13 protein-coding genes and 3 rRNA genes are annotated in these 20,369 nt (G+C 66.4%); 12 read left to right on the forward strand and 4 right to left on the reverse strand.

Going from position 1 to position 20,369, the window contains the following annotated elements:
• The first annotated feature begins 32 nt into the window (after positions 1-32).
• Positions 33-1,640 (forward strand): IS1634 family transposase, encoded by a 1,608-nt coding sequence (locus AMYAL_RS0127325; protein WP_020634457.1) that lies wholly within the window; start codon positions 33-35, stop codon positions 1,638-1,640.
• Here the strand turns inward: AMYAL_RS0127325 and AMYAL_RS0127330 are convergent.
• Both AMYAL_RS0127330 and AMYAL_RS0127335 read right to left on the reverse strand, forming a co-directional pair.
• Entirely contained in the window at positions 1,579-2,337 is a 759-nt protein-coding gene (locus tag AMYAL_RS0127330) for an SDR family oxidoreductase (protein WP_020634458.1), read from the reverse strand. The two genes, AMYAL_RS0127325 and AMYAL_RS0127330, sit on opposite strands and share 62 nt — an antisense overlap.
• On the reverse strand, positions 2,337-3,140 hold the full coding sequence (locus AMYAL_RS0127335) for an alpha/beta fold hydrolase (protein WP_020634459.1): 804 nt from the start codon (positions 3,138-3,140) through the stop codon (positions 2,337-2,339). Before AMYAL_RS0127335 ends, AMYAL_RS0127330 begins: the two co-directional genes overlap by 1 nt.
• A gap of 463 nt (positions 3,141-3,603) precedes the next feature.
• Here AMYAL_RS0127335 and AMYAL_RS0127340 point away from each other — a divergent pair.
• The 11 genes from AMYAL_RS0127340 to AMYAL_RS0127390 all read left to right on the forward strand — a co-directional run bounded on the left by AMYAL_RS0127340 (position 3,604) and on the right by AMYAL_RS0127390 (position 17,959).
• Positions 3,604-5,120 (forward strand): 16S ribosomal RNA (locus tag AMYAL_RS0127340).
• Between the two features lie 318 nt (positions 5,121-5,438).
• Positions 5,439-8,575, forward strand: a 23S ribosomal RNA gene (locus AMYAL_RS0127345).
• 82 nt (positions 8,576-8,657) lie between these two features.
• Positions 8,658-8,774, forward strand: a 5S ribosomal RNA gene (rrf, locus tag AMYAL_RS0127350).
• The 16S, 23S and 5S rRNA genes sit together here, the layout of an rRNA operon.
• Before the next feature lie 166 nt (positions 8,775-8,940).
• Positions 8,941-10,860, forward strand: a complete 1,920-nt coding sequence (locus AMYAL_RS0127355; RefSeq protein ID WP_020634460.1) for a hypothetical protein — start codon at positions 8,941-8,943, stop codon at positions 10,858-10,860.
• Positions 10,853-11,842 carry an HAD-IIA family hydrolase gene (locus AMYAL_RS0127360; RefSeq protein ID WP_020634461.1) on the forward strand — a complete coding sequence of 330 codons (990 nt, stop codon included), beginning with the start codon at positions 10,853-10,855 and terminating at the stop codon, positions 11,840-11,842. Before AMYAL_RS0127355 ends, AMYAL_RS0127360 begins: the two co-directional genes overlap by 8 nt.
• 76 nt (positions 11,843-11,918) lie before the next feature.
• Positions 11,919-12,098, forward strand: coding sequence for a hypothetical protein (locus AMYAL_RS0127365; RefSeq protein WP_020634462.1), 180 nt, complete (start codon positions 11,919-11,921; stop codon positions 12,096-12,098).
• A 4-nt stretch (positions 12,099-12,102) separates the two neighbouring features.
• Positions 12,103-12,918, forward strand: a complete 816-nt coding sequence (locus tag AMYAL_RS0127370) for a TlyA family RNA methyltransferase (protein WP_020634463.1) — start codon at positions 12,103-12,105, stop codon at positions 12,916-12,918.
• Positions 12,915-13,826, forward strand: a complete 912-nt coding sequence (locus AMYAL_RS0127375) for an NAD kinase (RefSeq protein ID WP_020634464.1) — start codon at positions 12,915-12,917, stop codon at positions 13,824-13,826. Before AMYAL_RS0127370 ends, AMYAL_RS0127375 begins: the two co-directional genes overlap by 4 nt.
• Positions 13,827-13,930: 104 nt before the next feature.
• The gene (gene recN / locus AMYAL_RS0127380; protein ID WP_026467500.1) at positions 13,931-15,727 is read left to right on the forward strand and encodes a DNA repair protein RecN; all 1,797 of its coding nucleotides are present in this window, start codon (positions 13,931-13,933) and stop codon (positions 15,725-15,727) included.
• 103 nt (positions 15,728-15,830) lie between these two features.
• On the forward strand, positions 15,831-17,015 hold the full coding sequence (steA, locus tag AMYAL_RS0127385; protein WP_020634466.1) for a putative cytokinetic ring protein SteA: 1,185 nt from the start codon (positions 15,831-15,833) through the stop codon (positions 17,013-17,015).
• Positions 17,012-17,959, forward strand: coding sequence for a copper transporter (locus tag AMYAL_RS0127390; protein WP_020634467.1), 948 nt, complete (start codon positions 17,012-17,014; stop codon positions 17,957-17,959). Before steA ends, AMYAL_RS0127390 begins: the two co-directional genes overlap by 4 nt.
• Positions 17,960-18,078: 119 nt before the next feature.
• On the opposite strand, the gene AMYAL_RS0127395 is transcribed toward AMYAL_RS0127390, so the two are convergent.
• On the reverse strand, positions 18,079-18,801 hold the full coding sequence (locus tag AMYAL_RS0127395) for an aspartate/glutamate racemase family protein (protein WP_020634468.1): 723 nt from the start codon (positions 18,799-18,801) through the stop codon (positions 18,079-18,081).
• Positions 18,801-20,243: an NCS1 family nucleobase:cation symporter-1 gene (locus AMYAL_RS0127400; protein ID WP_020634469.1), complete on the reverse strand. Its 1,443-nt coding sequence runs from the start codon at positions 20,241-20,243 to the stop codon at positions 18,801-18,803. Before AMYAL_RS0127400 ends, AMYAL_RS0127395 begins: the two co-directional genes overlap by 1 nt.
• Positions 20,244-20,369 lie beyond the last annotated feature (126 nt).

The raw sequence follows: 20,369 nt of genomic DNA on the forward strand, positions 1-20,369 counted from the left end.
CCATCGCCTGTCCGGAGTGTATTACCTAAAGTGTGGCTTCGGTGATCGGCAAGAAGGTCGGCGGGCGGACCTACTACTACCTCGTCACCTCCGCCAGGGTCGACGGCGAGCCCCGTGTGGTTTCCCAGCGCTACCTCGGCACAGCCGAGGAGATCGGGCGCGCGATGGACGGCGACGTCTCCGCACCCGGCGAAGCACGGCACAGGACCTTCGGCGACGTCGCGGCGGTGTGGGCCACTCTGCGACGGCTCGACTTCGTGCGCCGCGTCGACGACGCCGTCGGAGCCCAGCGCGCCGCGACCACCCTGGGGACGCATCTCGCGCTCGCCGTCCTGCACCGGGCGACAGCGCCGGAAACGCCCTTGGCCGACTGGTGGCGCGACAGCGTCGCGCGGGAGTTCCTGAAAGCCGACCCGCCGAACCACTGGCGGGCGCTGCAACGCCTCACGCCGGAGCGCATCGCACGGATCGAGACCACCGTCGCCGACGCGGTGCTCTCCTCACTGGGGACGGGGAACGCCGCGCTCGCCGTCGACGTCCCGCAGTTCGCCACCTTCACCACGGCCGATCCCTGCCGCTGCGAACTCGCCGGGCTCGGCCTCGTCGTGACCAAGGACGGCGCGATCCCGCTGGTGTCGCACGCGTACCCCAGGGAGGGAGCGCCGCCGTTCGCCGCGCTCGCCGACGACCTGCGCTCGCTGTATCCCGCGGACGACGTCACGCTGGTCTTCACCGCGGGCCAGGCCGCGCAACTGGACCTCGGACGGCATTTCGTCGGCGCGTTGCCGCTTTCGGAGCACCCGGACCTGCTCGCGAAACCGGCGTCCGCGCGCAAGCCCGTCGACCCGGAGCGCTTCGCGGGGCTGACCGCCTTCGACACCCGAGCCGCGGTCGCGGGTGTGCGGCGGCGCGTGATCCTGACCCATTCGGAAACCCTGCACAACGCGCAGGCCCGCGCGTTCGGCGAGGAACTCGGCACCGCGACCCGCGAGCTCGCCGGCCTCGACGCCGCGCTGGCCTCGGGCACCTATCGAGGCGACCGAGGCCAGGTGAACGCCGAAATCGCCCGGATCACGCGCGGCCGCCGCGTCGAACGGGTGCTCTCACCTTCACTCGCGGGCACCAGGCCAGGGGAGATCCGGCTGACCTGGAAGGTCGACGACGCCGCCGTGTCGCGGCTGCACGACGAGTTCTTCGGCAAACAGGTGCTGGTCACCGACCACGACTGGCCGGTGTCCGAGGTCGTCACCGCGTACCGGGCCCGGACCCACCTCGACTCGACGTTCCGCTGGCTGACCGGCCCCGCCGTCGCGGGCCCGGCCCCGCGCTGGGACTGGACCCCGCATCGGATCGCGATCCACACGCTGGTCACGGTGCTCGCGTCGACGGTCACGCACCTCATGCGGCGCGACGCCGACCGCGCCGGGATGAACCTGTCGGTCCGCGAACTGATGGACAGTCTCGCGGGGATAGGGGAGACGGTCCTGCGGTATCCGTCCACCGGCGGCCGCCCGCGGACGCGGCGCCTGCTGACCGAGCGGAGCCCGGAACAGCAGGCGCTCTTCGACCTCTTCGGTCTTACTGCTCTCGATGGATATGAAGCGCGGAGAAGCTCTGAACCACCGGCATCAGCTCGATGACGTTGATGTTCACGTGCTCCGGCTGCGAAGCCGCCCAGAAGACGGACTCGGCCACGTCGGCGGCCGTCAGCGGCGTCGTGCCCTTGTAGACGTTGTCGGCCTTGCCCTGGTCGCCCTCGAACCGGACGACCGAGAACTCCGTCCCGCCGACGAGGCCCGGCTCGACGTTGGTCACCCGGACACCGGTGCCCTGCAGGTCCGCGCGCAGGTTCAGGCTGAACTGGTGCACGAACGCCTTGGTCGCGCCGTAGGCGTTGCCGCCGGGGTACGCGTAGGTGCCCGCGACCGAGCCGATGTTGATCACGTGCCCGCGGCCGCGTTCGACCATGCCGGGCAGCAACGCGCGGGTGAGGTGCGCGAGCCCCTTGATGTTCGTGTCGATCATCTGGTCCCAGTCGTCGAGCTTCGCCCGGTGGGCGGGCTCGAGCCCCTTCGCGAGGCCGGCGTTGTTGACGAGGAGGTCGACCTCGGCGAACTCGGCGGGCAGCGCGCCGGGGAGCGCGGCCACCGCGTCGGCGTCACGGACGTCCAGCTCGACCGGCAGGACGTTGTCACCCAGCTCGTCGGCCAGCTTGTCGAGCCGGTCCTTGCTGCGCGCGGCCGCGACGACCTTGGCGCCGTCGGCGGCGAACCGGCGGACGATCTCGACGCCGAACCCGGCGCTGGCACCGGTCACGAAAACGGTCTTCTGGGTCATCAGGTTGTCTCTTTCAAGAACTGGGCGAACACGGTGTTGAACTCGGCCTCGCGCTCCAGGTTAGGCATGTGCGCGGCGCCTTCGATCACCGCCAGGGTGGAGCCGGGGATCAGCTCGCGCATGAGTTCGGCGTCCGAGACCGGGGTGAACTCGTCCTCGGTCCCGACGACGATCAGGCTCGGCACCTTCACCTGGGTGAGGCTGTCCCGGTAGTCGGGCCGCTCCGCGCGTCCTCTTAGTGCGGCAGCGGCTCCATCGGGTGGAGTCGTGCGCATCATCTGTAAGACGTGCGCCGCCACGTCCGGCATCGCGCGGACGTTCTCCGGGGAGACCATCTTCGTGAGCACCTCGTCGGCGTACCAGCCGATGCCCTCGGCGAGGACCCGGTCCGCGGTCTCGTTGCGGACGCGCTTGCCTTCCTCCGTCTCCTCCTGTGCGGAGGTGTCGGCGAGCAGGAGCCCGGCGACGCGCTCGGGATAGGTCCGGTGGAACTCCATGACGATCTGCCCGCCCATGGAGAGGCCGCCGAGCACGAAGCGCCCGAGGCCGAGGCGATCCGCGAGGCGGGCGATGTCCTTGGCGAAGACGTCGAGCCCCGTCTTCTTGCTTTGCGAGGGGAGGGTGGTCTCGCCGTACCCGCGAAGGTCCGCCGTGATGACCCGGTAGCCCTCCTGGCTGAAGCGTTCGGCCTGGGGACGCCACATCGAACGGTTGAAGGGATGGCCGTGGACGAGGACGACGGGCAACCCGGTGCCGAGGTCGTCGTAAGCGACGGAGATGCCGTCGAGTTCCGCAGTACTCATGAGCCCGACGCTAATCGGAGCAATCGGTGGGATCAATACGGTGCAATGTACTCGGAGCAATGTTCTTGCACGGGAGTTCACCTGGGGTCTCCCCGGCCGATCACCGCGTGATCGCCGGGCGCGGGCCCGTTTATGGCCTCTGACCTGCGCGAATGTCGTTAAGGTACCCCCCTGTTTTCGGGGGTTTCCGGCCATGTAAAGTTCTCTTCGTCGCCAGGGAAACCGGGTGGCCGACCGGGACACGAACCAAGCTCTCGCCTCAGGCGATTGAGTGGGTGTCCCACCAAAAACTGCTAGGAATGACTGCTTCGGATAAGGCCGCTTAGTTGTGGTGCGATTCGGGGTGTGTTGCTTGAGAACTCAACAGTGTGCTAGTGAACTAAGCCAGTAGAGCTTATGTATATGTAACCTCGTATGAGGTTCCTTTGAGAGCAAGTATTATTTGCCTCGATCAAATTTGACATTGTTGGAGAGTTTGATCCTGGCTCAGGACGAACGCTGGCGGCGTGCTTAACACATGCAAGTCGAACGATGAAGCCTTCGGGTGGATTAGTGGCGAACGGGTGAGTAACACGTGGGCAATCTGCCCTGTACTTTGGGATAAGCCTGGGAAACTGGGTCTAATACCGGATATCACCGACCTTCGCATGGGGGTTGGTTGAAAGTTCTGGCGGTACAGGATGAGCCCGCGGCCTATCAGCTTGTTGGTGGGGTAATGGCCTACCAAGGCGACGACGGGTAGCCGGCCTGAGAGGGTGACCGGCCACACTGGGACTGAGACACGGCCCAGACTCCTACGGGAGGCAGCAGTGGGGAATATTGCACAATGGGCGAAAGCCTGATGCAGCGACGCCGCGTGAGGGATGACGGCCTTCGGGTTGTAAACCTCTTTCGCCAGGGACGAAGCGCAAGTGACGGTACCTGGATAAGAAGCACCGGCTAACTACGTGCCAGCAGCCGCGGTAATACGTAGGGTGCGAGCGTTGTCCGGAATTATTGGGCGTAAAGAGCTCGTAGGCGGTTTGTCGCGTCGTTCGTGAAAACTCCACGCTTAACGTGGAGCGTGCGGGCGATACGGGCAGACTTGAGTTCGGTAGGGGAGACTGGAATTCCTGGTGTAGCGGTGAAATGCGCAGATATCAGGAGGAACACCGGTGGCGAAGGCGGGTCTCTGGGCCGATACTGACGCTGAGGAGCGAAAGCGTGGGGAGCGAACAGGATTAGATACCCTGGTAGTCCACGCTGTAAACGTTGGGCGCTAGGTGTGGGCGACATCCACGTTGTCCGTGCCGTAGCTAACGCATTAAGCGCCCCGCCTGGGGAGTACGGCCGCAAGGCTAAAACTCAAAGGAATTGACGGGGGCCCGCACAAGCGGCGGAGCATGTGGATTAATTCGATGCAACGCGAAGAACCTTACCTGGGCTTGACATGCGCCAGACATCCCCAGAGATGGGGCTTCCCTTGTGGTTGGTGTACAGGTGGTGCATGGCTGTCGTCAGCTCGTGTCGTGAGATGTTGGGTTAAGTCCCGCAACGAGCGCAACCCTTATCCTACGTTGCCAGCGCGTCATGGCGGGGACTCGTGGGAGACTGCCGGGGNCAACTCGGAGGAAGGTGGGGATGACGTCAAGTCATCATGCCCCTTATGTCCAGGGCTTCACACATGCTACAATGGCTGGTACAGAGGGCTGCGATACCGCGAGGTGGAGCGAATCCCTTAAAGCCGGTCTCAGTTCGGATCGCAGTCTGCAACTCGACTGCGTGAAGTCGGAGTCGCTAGTAATCGCAGATCAGCAACGCTGCGGTGAATACGTTCCCGGGCCTTGTACACACCGCCCGTCACGTCATGAAAGTCGGTAACACCCGAAGCCCATGGCCCAACCGCGTAAGCGGGGGGAGTGGTCGAAGGTGGGACTGGCGATTGGGACGAAGTCGTAACAAGGTAGCCGTACCGGAAGGTGCGGCTGGATCACCTCCTTTCTAAGGAGCAACACATCCACAGTCCTCGGGATACCCGAGACCAAGACTGTGGAGTGGCTCGGGCCTAGAAACCGAATGTGTTTCTGCCTGGGTTGCTCAAGGAATTGTGGAACTACTGGTCATGGTGTCGCCGGCTTTTGCCGGGACGCTCTAGTACTGCACTTTCGGGTGCGTGGAACGGGTGCTCCTGGGAGGTTGGAAGCATTGTTCGCTGGCATGCTGTTGGGTCCTGAGGCAACACGCCGAGGGGTTCACACCCTGGTTGTTTGTTTCTGGTGTGGTGTTTGAGAACTGTAGAGTGGATGCGAGCATCTTTGTGGTCAAGTTATTAAGGGCACATGGTGGATGTCTTGGCTTCAGGAGCCGATGAAGGACGTGGGAGGCTGCGATATGCCTCGGGGAGCTGTCAACCGAGCTGTGATCCGAGGATTTCCGAATGGGGAAACCCAGCACCAGTTATGTGGTGTTACCCGCATCTGAATATATAGGGTGTGTGGAGGGAACGCGGGGAAGTGAAACATCTCAGTACCCGTAGGAAGAGAAAACAACCGTGATTCCGTGAGTAGTGGCGAGCGAAAGCGGAAGAGGCTAAACCATGCACATGTCAAGCTGTCAGGCGTTGTGTGTGTGGTGTTGTGGGACCCAGCGTCGAGGATCTGACAGTCCTCGGAATGATTGCGCGTGTTAGTGGAACGCCTTGGGATGGGCGACCGGAGTGGGTGAGAGTCCCGTACGCGAAAACACGTTGTGGATTGTTTGTCTGGTGTTCCCGAGTAGCAGCGAGCTCGTGGAATTTGCTGTGAATCTGCCGGGACCACCCGGTAAGCCTAAATACTTCCTGAAGACCGATAGCGGACTAGTACCGTGAGGGAAAGATGAAAAGTACCCCGGGAGGGGAGTGAAAGAGTACCTGAAACCGTGTGCCTACAAGCCGTCAGAGCCCGAGCACATCCTTGTGATGTTGAGGTGATGGCGTGCCTTTTGAAGAATGAGCCTGCGAGTTAGTGCTGCGTGGCGAGGTTAACCCGTGTGGGGTAGCCGTAGCGAAAGCGAGTCTGAATAGGGCGAATATAGTCGCGTGGTCTAGACCCGAAGCGGAGTGATCTACCCATGGCCAGGCTGAAGCGTCGGTAAGACGACGTGGAGGGCCGAACCCACTTAGGTTGAAAACTGAGGGGATGAGCTGTGGGTAGGGGTGAAAGGCCAATCAAACTCCGTGATAGCTGGTTCTCCCCGAAATGCATTTAGGTGCAGCGTCACATGTTTCACCGCGGGGGTAGAGCTACTGGATGGTCTAGGGGCCTTACCGGGTTACCGAAATCAACCAAACTCCGAATACCGTGGTGTGAGAGTGTGGCAGTGAGACGGCGGGGGATAAGCTTCGTCGTCGAGAGGGAAACAGCCCAGAACACCAGCTAAGGCCCCTAAGTGTGTGCTCAGTGGGAAAGGATGTGGGATTGCCCAGACAACCAGGAGGTTGGCTTAGAAGCAGCCACCCTTGAAAGAGTGCGTAATAGCTCACTGGTCAAGTGGTCCTGCGCCGACAATGTAGCGGGGCTTAAGCACACCGCCGAAGCTGTGTCATTCACACATACAGATCGATGCTTCCCTTGAGGGAGTGTCCAGTCGTGTGGATGGGTAGGGGAGCGTCCTGCATCCAGGGAAGCGGCGGCGGAAGCCAGTCGTGGAGGGTGCGGGAGTGAGAATGCAGGCATGAGTAGCGAATGCAGAGTGAGAAACTCTGCCGCCGGATGACCAAGGGTTCCTGGGCCAGGCTAATCCGCCCAGGGTAAGTCGGGACCTAAGGCGAGGCCGACAGGCGTAGTCGATGGATAACGGGTTGATATTCCCGTACCCGAGCACGTGCGCCCAGGATGAGGCGGTTGATACTAACCACCCAAAGCCTCGTGTTGAAGCCTTCGGGTGAATGCGCGAGTGTGGAGCGTGGGATCTGATTCCGTAGTAGTCGAGTGATGGGGTGACGCAGGAAGGTAGCTCCGCCAGTGAGTGGTAGTACTGGTGTAAGCGTGTAGGCCGAATGGTAGGCAAATCCGCCATTCATTAAGGCTGAGACGTGATGCGTAGCCGATTGAGGTGAAGTAGAGTGATCCTATGCTGCCGAGAAAAGCCTCTAGCGAGTGCGTGCACGGCCCGTACCCCAAACCAACACAGGTGGTCAGGTAGAGAATACTAAGGCGATCGGGTGAACTGTGGTTAAGGAACTCGGCAAAATGCCCCCGTAACTTCGGGAGAAGGGGGGCCAAACACTCTGAAGCCCTTCGCGGGCTAGGGGTGGGTGGCCGCAGAGACCAGCGGAAAGCGACTGTTTACTAAAAACACAGGTCCATGCGAAGTCGCAAGACGATGTATATGGACTGACGCCTGCCCGGTGCTGGAACGTTAAGAGGACCGGTTAACCCTTCGGGGTGAAGCTGAGAATTTAAGCGCCAGTAAACGGCGGTGGTAACTATAACCATCCTAAGGTAGCGAAATTCCTTGTCGGGTAAGTTCCGACCTGCACGAATGGCGTAACGACTTTCCGGCTGTCTCAACCACAGGCCCGGCGAAATTGCACTACGAGTAAAGATGCTCGTTACGCGCGGCAGGACGGAAAGACCCCGGGACCTTTACTATAGTTTGGTATTGGTTTTCGGTTCGGCTTGTGTAGGATAGGTGGGAGACTGTGAAGCTGGCACGCTAGTGTTGGTGGAGTCGTTGTTGAAATACCACTCTGGTCGGATTGGGAATCTGAACCTCGGACCATGATCTGGTTCAGGGACAGTGCCTGATGGGTAGTTTAACTGGGGCGGTTGCCTCCTAAAGAGTAACGGAGGCGCCCAAAGGTTCCCTCAGCCTGGTTGGCAATCAGGTGTTGAGTGCAAGTGCACAAGGGAGCTTGACTGTGAGACAGACATGTCGAGCAGGGACGAAAGTCGGGACTAGTGATCCGGCACCACCTGGTGGAAGGGGTGTCGCTCAACGGATAAAAGGTACCCCGGGGATAACAGGCTGATCTTGCCCAAGAGTCCATATCGACGGCATGGTTTGGCACCTCGATGTCGGCTCGTCGCATCCTGGGGCCGGAGTAGGTCCCAAGGGTTGGGCTGTTCGCCCATTAAAGCGGCACGCGAGCTGGGTTTAGAACGTCGTGAGACAGTTCGGTCCCTATCCGCCGCGCGCGTAGGATACTTGAGGAAGGCTGTCCCTAGTACGAGAGGACCGGGACGGACGAACCTCTGGTATGCCAGTTGTCACGCCAGTGGCATGGCTGGTTGGCCACGTTCGGAAGGGATAACCGCTGAAGGCATCTAAGCGGGAAGCCTGTTCCAAGATGAGGTATCCCACCCCATGTGGGTTAAGGCCCCCAACAGACCATTGGGTTGATAGGCCAGAAATGGAAGCACAGTAATGTGTTGTCGAGTTGACTGGTACTAATAGGCCGAGGACTTGCCCACAAAGATGTTACGCATCCACTCTACAGCTCTGAAACACCACACTGTTTGTGGGAACAAACGAGTGTGTGTTGTTTCGTAGTGTTTCGGTGGTTATAGCGTCAGGGAAACGCCCGGTCCCATTCCGAACCCGGAAGCTAAGCCTGACAGCGCCGATGGTACTGCAACCGAAGGGTTGTGGGAGAGTAGGACACCGCCGGACTAACTTCAGGACAGGGTCCTGACCAGGGTCGAGAACCTCTGACAGGTTCTCCCCGGTCAGGGCCCTGTCTCTTTTCATGTCCACGGACGGACTAGAATGGTCCGTTGGCTCGCCCGACGGGTGGGCTCAAGTGTCGAAAACTTTTTCAATAGTGGCAGGAGGCCAGGTGTCCGAGTTCGGTCGACGTGACTCAGATGATGGCGCGTCCGGCCGGTCGGGTCGCCGGGACGACAGTCCCCGCGGAGGCCGGTCTGACGCGCAGCGAGGTGACCGGCGCGGTTCCGCCGGCGGCAGGCAGGACCGGGGCGGCCGTGACGGCGGCTACCAGGGCCGCCCGCGCCGTGACGACCGTGGCGCCCGCGGTACGAGCAGCTACTCCGGCAAGCCCGCGCGCAGTGGCGACGGTCCTCGTGACCAGCGCTCCGGTGGCGGCCGGTTCGCCGGAGCGGGACGTGACGACAGCCGTCCGCGCTACAACAACGACGACCGCCGGGGCTCCGGCGACCGTCGTGACGACCGGTCCGGTGGTCGCGACAACGACCGTCGGGCAGGCGGCTACCGGTCCGACGACCGCCGGGACAGCCGCAGCGGCGGCGACAACCGGGGCGGCTACCGTTCGGACGACCGTCGTGACAGCCGTGGCAGCGACAACCGCGGTGGTTACCGGTCCGACAACCGGGACAGCCGGGACAACCGCGGCGGTGACCGTGGTGGGTACCGCTCCGACAGCCGGGACAACCGCGGCGGTGACCGTGGTGGGTACCGCTCCGACAGCCGCGACAGCCGTGGTGGCGACCGCGGCGGGTACCGCTCGTCCGAAAGCCGTCCCGAGCGCCGTTACGACAACCGCTCCGACAGCAGGTCCGACAACCGCTCGGACAGCCGTTCCGAAGGCCGGTACGAGAAGCGTTCCGACAGCCGCCCGGCACGTTCCGGCTACGGCTCGGACAACCGCGGCCGCTCCGACGACCGCCCGTCCGGCAACCGTTACGAAGGACGCCCCCAGAGCAAGTCCTACGGCGACCGCGACAACCGTGACAACAGGGGCGGCGACGACCGACGTCCGTCCTACCGCGACGACCGCGGTGGCTCCCGTTCCGGCGGCTACAACGGCGACCGTGACAACCGCCGTGACGACCGCCGCGGCCCCTCTTCGGGCGACCGCCGTCCCAGCAGCGGTGGAAGCTACGAGCGCAAGTCCTACGGCGACCGTGACAGCCGTGACAGCCGTGACAACAGGGGCGGCGACGACCGGCGTCCGTCCTACCGTCCGTCCGGAGACCGTCCGGAGAAGCGGTACGACGACAAGCGTGGCGACCGTCCCCAGCGTGACCGTTCCGAGGGCCGCAAGGACTTCCGTTCCTCGCCGCGCGTCGACGACCGGCCGGTCGACGACGAGACCTTGGCGCGCGAGCTGCTTTCGGCTCCGGAGCTGCCCGAGGGCATCGAGTTCTCCGATCTCGACGAGGAGGTCCGCCGGGAACTCCGCACGCTGCCCAAGGCGCTCGCGGAAACCGTCGGCAAGCACCTTGTCGCGGCCGGCGGCCTCGTCGACGAAGACCCCGAAGCCGCGATGGAGCACGCCAAGTACGCGAAGGCCAAGGCGTCGCGGGTCCCGATCGTCCGTGAGGCGCTCGGCCTGGTCGCCTACCACGCCGGCAACTGGTCGGAGGCCCTTTCCGAGCTGCGGGCCGTCCGCCGGATGACCCGGACCGACGACCACATCGCGATCATCGCCGACGCGGAGCGTGCCATCGGCCGCCCGGAGCGGGCACTCGACCTCGCGAAAGAAGTCAACAAGGAGAGCCTGTCCAAGGCGACCCAGATCGAACTCGCGATCGTCGCGGCGGGCGCGCGGCGCGACCTCGGCCAGCTGGACGCCGCCGTCGTCTCCCTCCAGGGCGACGACCTCAAGGCGGAGAAGCGCGACCCGTGGAGCGCCCGGCTGTTCTACGCCTACGCCGACAACCTCGCCGCCGCCGACCGCAAGGACGAGGCGATCCGCTGGTTCCTCAACGCGGCAGAGGCCGACGAGGAGGACGAGACCGACGCCGCCGAGCGCGCCGCGGAGCTCACGAATGGCTGACGCCCTGTCGGCCGGGTACGACGCGGTCCTGTTCGACCTCGACGGCACGGTCTATCACGGCAGCAAGGTGGTCCCTGGCGCACCGGAAGCACTCCGGGCGCTCCGGGACCACGGCACCGCCGTCCGGTGGGTGACGAACAACGCCTCCAAAGCGCCCGCTGAGGTCTCCGCGCATCTGGAGGCACTCGGGCTCCCCGCGACCCCCGACGAGGTCCACACGAGCTCTCAGGCCGCCGCCGCCCTGCTGGGCGAGCGGCTGCCTCAGGGCACTGTGGTGCTCGTCGTGGGCACGGAGTCCCTGGTCGCCCAGATCGAGTCGGCGGGGCTGCGGACGGTCCGGGAAGCCGGTCCGGACGTGGCGGCCGTCGTACAAGGACACTCCCCGGAGAACACCTGGGCCGCTCTCGCGGAGGCGTGTCTCGCCATCCGCGCGGGCGCGCTATGGGTGGCGACCAACGTCGACGCGACCCTGCCGACCGAACGCGGTCTGCTGCCGGGCAACGGGTCGATGGTGGCCGCGCTGCGCACCGCCACCGGCGTCGAACCGCTGGTGGCAGGCAAACCGGCGCCGTTGCTGTTCACCACGGCGGCGCGGGACGCGGGTGCGGAGCGCTCGCTCGTCGTGGGTGACAGGCTGGACACCGACATCGAGGGCGCGGTCGCGGCCGGGCTCGACGCGCTCTGCGTTCTGACCGGTGTCGCCGACGCGACGTCCTTGCTGAAGGCGCGGCCCGAGGAGCGTCCGCGCTACCTCGCGGCGGACCTGTCCGGGCTGAGCAGCCGGGCGGACCTGCTCGAGGTCGGGCCCAAGGACGGCTGGCGGGTCACCGCGCAGGGCGACGTTCTCGAGGCCGAAGGTGAAGGCGACGCCCTCGACCTGCTGCGCGCGTTGTGCGCGGTGGCCTGGGAGTCGGAGATCACCGAGGTCCGTGGTGTGGGCGACACCGCCCGCGCCGCGCTCGGCGAGCTGCGCCTCGCCTGACCAGCGCTGCTAACTTGGTGGGGTGCAAGACCACTTCCACCCCGTTCCGCGACCCCCGGTTCCCGGCCCGCCGCCGGTGCCGGGGCCGCCGCCGGACCAGTTCGCGCAGCAGGACACGGATCCCCGTGCCGGGATCGACGAAGCCGTGGCCGGTCTCGACGACCTGACCGCGCTTCCGCTCTCGGAGCACGTCGAACGTTTCGAAGCCGTGCACACCGAGCTGACGGTGGCACTGTCCACCATCGACAAGGTCTGACCGCGTGCCCAAACGCGCCCGCCTGGACGCGGAGCTCGTCCGGCGGGGTCTGGCCCGCTCCCGTGAGCAGGCGTCCGCGCTGATCGCCGAAGGCAAGGTCACCGTCCGCGGGATGGTGGCCACCAAACCCGCGACCGGGGTCGAGTCCGGCGCGCCGATCGTGGTGCGCGACGGCGACGATCCCGGCTGGGCCTCCCGAGGCGCGCACAAACTGCTCGGCGCGCTCGAAGCCTTTACCTCGCAAGGTCTTTCCACCGAGGGAAAGCGCTGCCTCGACGCGGGCGCCTCGACCGGAGGCTTCACCGATGTCCTGCTGCGCAACGGCGCCGCCACGGTGATCGCCGCCGACGTCGGCCGCGGCCTGCTGGACTGGCGCCTGCGCACGGACGACCGCGTGGTCGTCCTCGACAAGACGAACGTCCGCAACCTGACCCCGGAGGACCTCGGCGGCCAGGTCGACCTCGTGGTCGGGGACCTCTCGTTCATCTCGCTCAAACTCGTGCTGCCCGCGCTGGCGGCCTGCGCGCGGGACGGCGCCGATCTGGTGCCGATGGTGAAACCGCAGTTCGAGGTCGGCAAGGACCGGCTCGGCAGCGGCGGCGTCGTCCGTGACCCGGAGCTGCGGGCCGAATCGGTGCTGGGCGTGCTCGCCGAGGCCGAGAAGCTGGACCTGCGCCTGCGCGGCGTCGTGGCGAGCCCGCTTCCAGGGCCGTCCGGGAACGTCGAATACTTCGTCTGGCTTACCCGTGGGGCGGGGGAGACCCTCGGCACCGACGCCGAGCGGCTCGTGCGCACCGCAGTCCTGGAGGGACCCCAATGAGCGATCGCGAGGTACTGCTGGTCGTGCACCCGGACCGGGACGCGACACGGGACGCGGCACGCGAGGTGTCGGCCCGGTTCGCCAAGGCCGGTGTGCGGCTGCGCGTGCTCGACGAGGACGTCCGGGAGATGCTGGAGGCGGACGGCGGGATCGGCGCGCCCTGCACGGTCATGGCGCCGGAGCAGGACCCGGCCGCCGGCACCGAGCTGGTGTTCGTGCTCGGCGGCGACGGCACGCTGCTGCGGGCCGCGGAACTGGCGAGGCCGAACGGCGTCCCGGTGCTGGGCGTCAACCTGGGCAGGGTCGGGTTCCTCGCCGAGGCCGATTCGGACAAGCTCGCCGACACCGTCCAGCGCGCTGTCGACGGCGACTACCAGGTCGAAGAGCGGATGACCGTCGACGTCGTGGTCAGTGTCGACGGCGAGGAGACCGTCCACACGTGGGCGCTCAACGAGGCCAGCGTCGAGAAGAGCTCGCGTGAGCGGGTGCTGGACGCGCTCATCGAGGTCGACGGAAGGCCCGTGTCGTCCTTCGGTTGCGACGGCGTCCTGTGCGCCACTCCGACCGGTTCGACGGCGTACGCGTTCTCCGCGGGCGGTCCGATCATCTGGCCGGACGTCCAGGCACTGCTGGTGGTCCCCAGCAACGCGCACGCGATGTTCTCCCGGCCGCTGGTCGTCTCCCGCGACTCGGAGATCACCGTCGCCATCGATCCGGACGGCTCGTCCGCCGTCCTGACCTGCGACGGATCGCGGACCTTCGATCTTCCCGCCGGTGCGACCGTGCGGGTCACCTGTGGCCGGGTGCCGGTGCGGCTGATCCGGTTGTGGGAAGGCCCGTTCACCGACCGGCTGGTGCACAAGTTCTCGTTGCCGATCAAGGGCTGGCGGGAGCGACACGCCCGCTGACGGATGTCCTGAAAGGGCCTTTGAAGACAACTTTCGTCGTCAAAGGCCCGTTCACGACGTGCCGGGTGCGGGAATGGTCGGGGTGGGCCGCTACGGTGGGCGTCGTGCTGGCCGAGATGCGCATCCAGGGCCTCGGAGTCATCGAGGACGCCCTGCTGGAACTGCACGCGGGCTTCACCGTGGTCACCGGTGAGACGGGTGCGGGCAAGACGATGGTCGTCAGCGGGTTGCACCTGCTCTCCGGCGGCCGAGCCGAAGTGTCCAAGGTGCGGACGGGAATGCTGAAGGCCTTCGTGGAAGGCCGGTTCGAGCTGGGCGGTGCCGAGGGCGCCACCCGGATCGTCACCGATGCCGGGGCGGAGGTCGACGAGGACGGCAGCGTCATCGCGCTGCGCGCGGTTTCGGTCGACGGCCGGTCCCGCGCCCACCTCGGCGGCCGTTCGGTGCCGGTCGGTGTGCTGGCCGACCTGTCCGAGCAGCTGATCGCGGTCCACGGGCAGAACGATCAGCTCCGGCTGCTGCGGCCCGCCGAGCAGCGCGCGGTGATCGACCGGTTCGCCGGCGAGGCCGTCACCGAACCGCTCGAGCAGTACCGCGCGGTGCGCGACGAATGGCTCGCCGTCGTCGCCGAGCTGACCGAGCGATCGACTCGTTCCCGTGAGATGGCCCAGCAGGCCGATCTGCTGCGCCACGGGCTCACCGAGATCGACGCCGTCGCGCCCGAACCCGGCGAGGACACCGAGCTCACCGAGCAGATCAAGCGGCTCGCCGCGGTCGACGAGCTGCGCGGGGCCGCGAGCGCGGCGCACGCCGCCGTCGCCGGATCGCCGGACGGGGATCCGGACGTGCCCGGCGCGCTGGGGCTGATCGGCGAGGCGACGCGGCACCTGACCGGTTCCGAGGACGCCGTGCTGCGTGAACTAGGTCCCCGGCTGGACGAAGCCTCGGTGCTGCTGTCCGAAGTGGGCGCCGAGCTGGGCAGCTACCTCGAAACGCTCGACGCCGACCCGGCGCTGCTGGAGAAGGTGCTCGCGCGCCAGGCCGATCTGAAGCGGCTCACCCGCAAGTACGCGGCCGATGTGGACGGTGTGCTCGCCTGGGCCGACGACGCCCGCCGCCGGATGTCCACGATGGACACCTCCGAGGAGGCGCTGGCCGAGCTGGCCAAACGTCGTGACGAACTCGCGACGACGCTGGCCGAGCACGCCCTCCGCCTGTCGGAGGCGCGGGTCGAGGCCGCCGCCGAGCTGGCCGAGGCGATCACTTCCGAGATGTCCGGGCTCGCCATGGGGCAGGCGGAGATCGAGATCACCGTCGAGCGGCGCACCGTGGACGAGAGCGACTCGCACGCGGTGAAGGTCGAAGGCAGGCTCGTGCACGCCGGTCCCGACGGGGTCGACGACGTCGAGCTGCTGCTGCGCGCGCACAACGGCGCACCGCCGCTTCCGGTGCACAAGGCCGCTTCCGGCGGTGAGCTTTCGCGCGTGATGCTGGCGATCGAGGTCGTCCTCGCCCATGCGGACACCGTGCAGACGCTGGTGTTCGACGAGGTCGACGCCGGGGTCGGCGGCCGCGCGGCGGTCGAGATCGGCAGGCGGCTCGCGCGGCTGGCGCGCAGTCACCAGGTCCTGGTGGTCACGCACCTGCCGCAGGTGGCCGCGTTCGCCGATCAGCATCTGGTGGTGGACAAGGGCACCAGCGGCGGGGTGACCCGCAGCGGGGTGCGCGTGCTCAAGCAGTCGGAGCGCGTCGTCGAACTCGCGCGGATGCTCGCCGGAATGGAAAGCACCGAGACCGGCCGGGCGCACGCGGAGGAATTGCTCGCCGTCGCCGAGGCCGACAAGAGCGCGCCGGACAAGCCGAAGGCTCGTCGCGGCGGAAAGCGAAAGAAGTCGAAATAGTACCGGTCAAGACCGTGTAGCCCGATCCGGTGTGGGTTAATCGGCGTGTTTTCATCGGCGTGGCGGACGCAGAAGGCCGCGCGGATTTGTCACTATCGGTCGCATGAAGCTCACCGGCTTGCTCACGCGTAACCAAGAGACCCTGCCTGGGATCATTGGCGTCGCCAGGGTCGACAGGCGCACGCGCGAGCTGCTCCGCCGGTTGAGCCCCGGCGACATCGTCGTCCTCGACCAGCTCGATCTCGACCGGTCGACGGCCGATGCCTTGGTGGAGGCCGAAGTCGCCGCGGTGGTGAACGCGTCGCCGTCGATCTCCGGCCGGTTTCCCAACCTGGGCCCGGAGATCCTGCTCGAAGCGGGGATCCCGCTGGTCGATTCGGTCGGCGGCGAACTGCTGCGCAAGGTGAAGGACGGCACGAAACTCCGCCTGCACGAGGGCGTCGTCTACATCGGTGAGCGGCAGCTCGGATCGGGGATCCAGCAGACGCGCGAGAGCGTCGCGGATCAGATGATCGAGGCCAAGGCCGGGATGTCCACCCAGCTGGAGGCGTTCTCCGCGAACACGATCGAGTTCCTGCGCCGGGAACGCAGTCTCATCCTCGACGGCGTCGGCGTTCCGGAGATCCGGGTTCCGCTGCGCGACCGGCACGCCCTCGTGGTCGCGGGCGGCAACGGGCACGCCGAAGACCTCAAGAAGCTGAAGAAGTACATCTCCGAGCACCGGCCGGTGCTGATCGGTGTCGATGCCGGGGCCGACACCCTGCGAGCGCAGGGATATCAGCCGGACGTCATCGTCGGCGACCCGCACGGGATCGGCGCGGAAACGCTGCGGAGCGGCGGCGAGGTCGTCGTCCCGGCGCAGCCGGACGGGCACGCGCCGGGTGTCGAGCGCATCCAGGACCTCGGGATCGGCGCGGTCACCTTCCCCGCGACGGGCAACGCCGAGGATCTGGCGCTGCTGCTGGCCGACGCGCACGAGGCGAGCCTGGTGGTCACCGTCGGTTTCCAGGCGACGTTGCGGGAATTCCTCGACCACGGCCGGTCCGGGTCGAACCCGTCGACGTTCCTCACCAGGCTCAAACTCGGCACGAAACTGGTCGACGGCAAGGCGGTCGCGACCCTGCACCGCAGCCGGGTGTCCATCGGCGCCATCGTCCTGCTGGTCGTGGCGACCTTGGTGGCCGTCGCGGCCGCGCTGCTGGTCTCGGACGTCGGTTCGGTCTACCTCGACTGGATCCGCGAGACCTGGAACTCGTTCATCGCCTGGGGCAAGGGACTTTTCACGTGATTTCACTGCGGTACCACATCGTTTCCATCGCCGCCTGCTTCCTGGCGCTCGCGCTCGGGGTGGTGCTCGGGTCCACGGCGCTGAACGGTTCGCTGCTTTCGGGCCTCGCAAGCCAGAAGGAGGACCTGGGTTCCCAGGTCGCGGATCTGGAGGCGCAGCGAAACTCGCTCAACGCCCGGCTCGGTGACGCGGACGCGTTCGCCGGTGCGATGGGGCCGAAGGTCGTCGCAGGTCAGCTGGACAAGCGTTCCGTGGTGCTGGTGACCACGGAAGACGCCAAGCCCGCGGACCGCGACGCGCTCAAGCAGCTCATCGGGCAGTCGGGTGCGGCCGTCACCGGTGAGATCCAGCTGACCGAGGCGTTCTCCGACCCGATGCGGTCCGACCAGCTGCGTGACGTCGTGTCCCGCCTGCAGCCCGCCGGTGTCCAGTTCCCGACCGCGGGTGACCCCGGCACGCTCGCCGGCGCTCTGCTCGGTTCGGTGGCGTTGCTGAACAAGGACAACGCGCAGCCGCAGTCCACCCCGGTGGAGCTGGCGGCCGCGCTCGGCGGGCTCACCGACGGCGGTTTCCTCAAGACCGGCGGCGACGTGAAGCCCGCGCAGCTCGCGATCGTGCTCACCGGCTCCAAGTACACCGGCGACGGCGCCGGTGACCGCGCCTCGACCGTCGCGCGGTTCGCCGCGCAGCTCGACCGTTCCGGCGCGGGCACCGTCCTGGCGGGCGACGCGGGATCCGCCGACGGCACCGGCGCGATCGGCGTCGTCCGCGCCGACACCTCGTCGACTTCCATTCTGTCCACTGTGGACAACGCGGACACCGCGGCGGGCCGGGTCACCACGATCATGGCGCTGCGCGAGCAGCTCGAAGGCGGCGCGGGGCGCTACGGCATCGCGGGCAACGCCCAGGCCCCGGCCCCTGGTATCGCCGCCGCGGGCAACTGACCTTCGTGGGCGCTGCCCGAGGGCGTGTCGCGAAAGCCACTTTCGCAGCGTCTGACGTCCCCAAAGTGGCTTTCGCAACGTGAGCGCACGGGGCCCTGCCGAGACTCGCATCCAGGTGACTAATCGCGTGGGCGAGGGGTGGGCCAGGTGCGGGTTTTGGGGAGCGGGCGAGCGTAGGAGCCTGCCCGGCTGGTCTTGAGGTTCAGCGCCACCAGCGATTCGGCCAGGCGGACCGCCGCGGCGACGCCGTCGATCACCGGGATGTCGAGCATCGCCGAAATGCGGCGATCGAGGCCGGTCATCCCGGCGCAGCCGAGGACGAGGACCTCCGCGCCCGCGTCCCGTGCACGGCGCCCGGCGGTCAGGAGCGCCGATTCCGTCCGGCGTTCGTCGGTCAGTTCGAGGACGCCGAGCCCGGCACCGAGGACGCCGACGCAGTTCTGCGCGACACCCGAGGCGTGCAGGCTGTCTTCGATCAGCCCGCACGTCCGGTCCAATGTGGTCACCACGCCGTAGCGTCTTCCCAGCAGGCAAGCCAGATGCGCGGCCGCTTCGGTGATGTCGACGACGGGGACGTCGAGCAGTTCCCTGGCGCCTTCCCGTCCGTGCTCGCCGAAGCCTGCCATCACGAGCGCGTCGAACGGTTCGTCCAGCCCGTTCAGGAGGTCGAGGACGGCCGCGGCGCTCAAGAAGCTGTCCAGCCACCCTTCCGCCGATTCCGGGCCCCACAAGGGCGTTCTGGCCAGGATTTCGGTGCCGGGGCTCGCCGCGGCACGGGCGCCCGCCTCGATCTCCTTGGTCATGGCCTCGGTGGTGTTGCAATTGGTCACCAGGATCCGCATCACGCGGCCCGCTGCTTGCGTGACACCACGAAGTAGAGCGCCGCCGCGGAACCGGTGCCGATGAACCACGAGTACGGCGCGGCGGGGGCGAAGAACGGCACCAGGGCGATGACCGCTGCCAACGCCGCCGTCGGCAGGAACGTGACCATCGCCCGCGGGTTGAACCCGCGTTTGTAGTGGTACGGCGAATCCGGTCCGGCGACGAACAGCTTGTCGACGTCGATCCGGCCGCGTTTCACCAGGTAGTAGTCCACGATCATGATGCCGAACAGCGGACCGAGGAAGGCGCCGAGGCCGCCGAGGAAGTAGTTGACCACCGCGGGCGACGAGTACAGCTTCCACGGCAGCACGCACAACGCGGCGACCGCGCTGATCATCCCGCCGATGGTGAAGGTGATCCGTTTCGGCCAGATGTTGGCCAGGTCGTAGGCGGGGGAGACGAAGTTCGCGACGATGTTCACGCCCATGGTGGCGATCGCGAAGGTCAGCGCGCCGATGATCAGCACCGGCGTGTTGTCGATGCGGGCCAGCAGTTCGGCCGGGTCGGTGATGGCCTGGCCGAACACTTGGAGGCTGCCGGCGGTGACGAGCACGGACAGCAGCGCGAACGCCGTCGAGTTGATCGGCAGACCCCAGAAGTTGCCGCGCCGCACCGTCTTCTGGTTCGGGGCGAACCGGGAGAAGTCGCAGAAGTTGAGCATCAGGGTGCCGTAGATCGACAGGATCAGGCCCACCGCGCCGAACCACTGCCGTACTTGCTCCCCTGTGGACAGTGACTTCGGGTTGCTCGTCAAGGAGATGTTCCAGTCCGCCGCGGCCAGCACCCACACCGCGAGCGCGATCATCACGACCCAGATGCCGGGACCACACCAGTCCTGGAACTTCCGCACGGCCTCCATACCGCGGGTGAGCACCAGCGCCTGCGCGAGCCACAGCGCGACGAAACAGATCCAGCCGAGGGCGTGCAGACCGAGGAAACCCACCTCTGTCAACGGTTTCAGCCCTGGATCGATCGCGAGCACGAGCAGTGTGATGGCCACGGAGGCGAGGTAGGTCTGGATGCCGTACCAGAAGATCGCGATGATCGCGCGGATCAGCGCGGGCAGGTTCGCGCCGAAGGTGCCGAAACTGAGGCGGGCGACGACGGGGAAGGGGACGCCGGTCTTCTGCCCGATCCGGCCCATCAGGTTCATGCCGAAGTAGATGAGCACGAAGCCGGTCAGCAGCGCGGTGAAGACCTGCCACGCCGACAGCCCGAGGACGAACAGGCCCGCCGCGAAGGTGTAGTTGCCGAGGTTGTGCACGTCCGACATCCACAGCGCGAAGATGTCGTAGACCTTCCAGCGGCGTTCCTTCGCCGGGGCGAGATCCTCGTTCCAAAGCCGGGGATCGGGCTGATCCGCTGCGTGGCCTTCGGTCCGGGTGGCTGGGGCGGCGGTCATACGGGCCTCCGATCGACGGGTAACTCCGGTCGATTTGGTATCCCAAAATTTGGCATCCCAAATATCACCCCGCGGTGGCCCGCCGTCAAGGTTTCTGCCGATAAACTCGGGTTACGGGCTGTTACA

Origin of the sequence: Amycolatopsis alba DSM 44262 (assembly GCF_000384215.1) — a bacterium.
Classification (GTDB): domain Bacteria; phylum Actinomycetota; class Actinomycetes; order Mycobacteriales; family Pseudonocardiaceae; genus Amycolatopsis; species Amycolatopsis alba.

What these genes read in the sequence shown, in the direction of transcription:
- steA (WP_020634466.1), top strand. Translation starts at nt 15,831, where the DNA reads ATGAAGCTCACCGGCTTGCTCACGCGTAACCAAGAGACCCTGCCTGGG.
- AMYAL_RS0127395 (WP_020634468.1), bottom strand. Translation starts at nt 18,801, where the DNA reads ATGCGGATCCTGGTGACCAATTGCAACACCACCGAGGCCATGACCAAG.
- AMYAL_RS0127335 (WP_020634459.1), bottom strand. Translation starts at nt 3,140, where the DNA reads ATGAGTACTGCGGAACTCGACGGCATCTCCGTCGCTTACGACGACCTC.
- AMYAL_RS0127330 (WP_020634458.1), bottom strand. Translation starts at nt 2,337, where the DNA reads ATGACCCAGAAGACCGTTTTCGTGACCGGTGCCAGCGCCGGGTTCGGC.
- AMYAL_RS0127400 (WP_020634469.1), bottom strand. Translation starts at nt 20,243, where the DNA reads ATGACCGCCGCCCCAGCCACCCGGACCGAAGGCCACGCAGCGGATCAG.
- AMYAL_RS0127360 (WP_020634461.1), top strand. Translation starts at nt 10,853, where the DNA reads ATGGCTGACGCCCTGTCGGCCGGGTACGACGCGGTCCTGTTCGACCTC.
- AMYAL_RS0127375 (WP_020634464.1), top strand. Translation starts at nt 12,915, where the DNA reads ATGAGCGATCGCGAGGTACTGCTGGTCGTGCACCCGGACCGGGACGCG.